1 protein-coding gene and 1 pseudogene are annotated in these 2,994 nt (G+C 71.3%); both read right to left on the bottom strand.

Annotated features, from left to right (window positions below):
• Positions 1 to 95 precede the first annotated feature (95 nt).
• Positions 96 to 1,523: pseudogene (locus tag AB0I34_RS44025) on the bottom strand (carboxyl transferase domain-containing protein); the annotation flags it as partial.
• Between the two features lie 78 nt (positions 1,524 to 1,601).
• Positions 1,602 to 2,837, bottom strand: coding sequence for a beta-ketoacyl-ACP synthase II (gene fabF, locus AB0I34_RS44020; RefSeq protein WP_360458680.1), 1,236 nt, complete (start codon positions 2,835 to 2,837; stop codon positions 1,602 to 1,604).
• Between the last annotated feature and the right edge of the window lie 157 nt (positions 2,838 to 2,994).

The following is a 2,994-nucleotide window of genomic DNA, read 5'->3' as shown; positions in this document are numbered from 1 at the left end:
GTGGTACCACGGGGTGTCCTCGGGGTCGATCCAGACGCCGGGAGGCGGGAAGTCCTGAGGCGCGCGCGGCACGTGGACGATGGTGAGCTCGGATACAGCGGGATGTTGCCGTGGGCACCACGAGTGCGGCCGGTGGCTTCGGCATCGGCGATCGCGGTGGCCAGGGCGGTGCGGGTCTTGGCGGGGTCGACGACCTCGTCGACGACGCCGATCTCGCGGGCGCGGTCGATGCCTCCGGCCAGCTTCTCGTGTTCGGCGGCGAGTTCGGCCTCGACCTGCGGGCGCAGTTCGGGGTCGACCTCGGCGAGCTTGCGCCGGTGCAGCACCCGGATCGCGGCGACCGCGCCCATCACGGCCACCTCCGCGCGCGGCCAGGCGAACACGCGCGTGGCGCCCAGAGATCGCGCGTTCATCGCGATGTAGGCACCGCCGTACGTCTTCCGGGTCACCAGCGTCACCCGCGGTACGACGGCCTCTGCAAACGCGTGCAGGAGCTTCGCACCACGCCGTACGACGCCGTCCCACTCCTGGCCGACACCGGGCAGGTACCCGGGCACGTCGACCAGAACGACCAGCGGTACGCCGAACGCGTCGCACATCCGGACGAACCGGGCCGCCTTCTCCGCCGATAGCGCGTCGAGGCAACCACCCAGCCGGAGCGGGTTGTTCGCGATCACGCCGACGGTGCGACCGCCGAGTCGGCCCAGCGTGGTGACGATGTTCGGTGCCCAGCGCTGGTGCAGTTCGACCGAGGAGTCCTCGTCGAGCACCCCTCCAACCAGCGGATGGACGTCGTACGCGCGCTTGGCCGACTCCGGCAGCAGCCCGGACAGGTCGGTGTCGGGAACGCTGGGCGCCACCGTTCCCTGGTTCGCGAGCAGGTCGGTGACCCGGCGGGCTCGCTCGATCGCCGCGGCCTCAGAGTCGGTGGTGATGTGGACGACGCCGGACCGGCGGCCGTGCGGCTCGGGCCCGCCGAGGCGGAGCATGTCCACGTCCTCGCCGGTGACGGAACGGACCACGTCCGGACCGGTCACGAAGATCCGGCCCTCCGGCCCGAGGATGACGATGTCTGTCAGCGCCGGCCCGTACGCCGCTCCGCCCGCGGCCGGACCGAGGACGACGGAGATCTGCGGGATCTTCCCCGACGCCTGTGTCATCGCGTAGAAGATCTTCCCGACCGCATGCAGGCTGAGCACGCCTTCGGCCAGTCGGGCGCCGCCGGAGTGCCACAGGCCGATGATCGGCACCTGCTCCTGCCGGGCGACCTCGTACGCCCGGACCACGACGTCACAGCCCTCGTCGCCCATCGCGCCACCCATCACGGTGGCGTCGGAGCAGAAGGCGATCACGGGTGCGCCCTCGACGGTCCCACGCGCCGCGACCATCCCGGACAGGTTGTCCGGGGTGATCAGCGCCAGGCTGCCGGGGTCGAGCAGGGCGGTCAGTCGGGTGACCGGATTGCGTGGGTCCTGCTCGCGGGGCAGCTTGACGGGCTTGGGTACTACGGGGGCGGTGGTCATAGGTCCTCCGGGGTGAGAAGGAAACTGCGGCGTCGCCCGGCGTACGGCGTACCGTTCGCCGGGCGACTGGCGGCTGGGCTACACCGTCTTGAAGGCAATGGCGGCGTTGTGACCGCCGAAGCCGAATGAGTTGTTCAGCGCCGCGAGGTCCCCGTCGGCCAGCTTGCGCTGTTCCGTCGCGACGTCCAGCTCGATCTGGTCGTCGAGCTTGTCCACGTTGATGGTCGGCGGCACCAGGCGGTGGTGCAGCGCGAGCACGGTCGCGATCGACTCGACCGCACCGGCCGCGCCGAGCAGGTGACCGATCATCGACTTCGGCGCGGTCGCCACCGCGTGGTCGGCGTCGTTGCCGAGCGCCAACCGGATCGCCAGCGACTCCGCGATGTCGCCCTGTGGGGTCGAGGTGGCGTGCGCGTTGATGTGGAAGATGTCGGCCGGGGTCAGGTCGCCCTCGACCAGCGCCCGCTCCATCGCCCGCCGCGCACCGGACCCGGTCGGGTCGGGCTGCGCGATGTCGTGGCCGTCGGCGGAGATGCCCGCGCCGGCCAGCTCGGCGTAAATCTTGGCGCCGCGCGCCTTGGCGTGCTCGTACGACTCCAGCACCAGGACCCCGGCGCCCTCGCCGAGCAGGAATCCGTCGCGGTCCACGTCCCACGGCCGCGAGGCCCGCTCCGGCTCGTCGTTGCGCTTGCTCAACGCCATCATCTGCCCGAACGCCGCCAGCGGCAGGGCCATGATCGCGCCCTCGGTCCCACCGGCCAGTACGACGTCCGCGCGGCCCAGCCGGATCTGGTCCAGGCCGAGCGCGATCGCTTCGTTGCCGGAGGCACAGGCCGAGACTGGCGTGTGGACGCCGGCCTTGGCGCCGAACTCCAGGCTCACGTACGCCGCGGACGAGTTCGGCATCAGCATCGGGATCGCCAGCGGCGACACCCGGCGCGGGTTGGTCTTCAGGGCGTCGTAGTTGGACAGGGTGGTGTGCAGGCCACCGATGCCGGACGCGACCGCGACCCCGAGCCGCTCCTTGTCCAGCCCGGAGTCCTCCAGGCCGGCGTCGGCCCACGCCTCACGGGCGGCCACCACGGCCAGCTGTGCGTTCCGGTCCAGGCGGCGGGCCTTCACCCGCTCGATCACCTCGGTGGGCTCGACCGCGGCCGGGGCCGCGATCTGGACCGCGAGGTTCTGCACCCACTCGTCGGTGAGCCGGCGCGCGCCGGAGCGACCGGCCAGCAGGCCTTCCCAGGTACCGGACACGTCGCCGGCGAGCGGCGTGGTGGCTCCGAGCCCGGTGATCACGACTCGGGTCTTCGACATCTTTACCTCATCCTTTGCGAGATCTGGGGGACAGGAGCGAGGGGTGGGTGGTGCGGTGCAGGTGTGGGGGCCGGTGTGTGGTGCTCATCGGACATGCCGGTGAGCGATTGTTGGCCACTCAAGCGATGGGCAACGCTCAGAGGTCTTCGTCGAGCGC

Origin of the sequence: Kribbella sp. NPDC050281, from assembly GCF_040655855.1 — a bacterium.
In the GTDB taxonomy this organism is placed as follows: Bacteria; Actinomycetota; Actinomycetes; order Propionibacteriales; family Kribbellaceae; genus Kribbella.
The sequence above is the reverse complement of the archived record's forward strand: the minus strand, read 5'-3'. Positions and strand labels throughout refer to the sequence as shown.

Coding starts and splice junctions, on each gene's coding strand:
- fabF (WP_360458680.1), bottom strand. CDS start 2,837: ATGTCGAAGACCCGAGTCGTGATCACCGGGCTCGGAGCCACCACGCCG.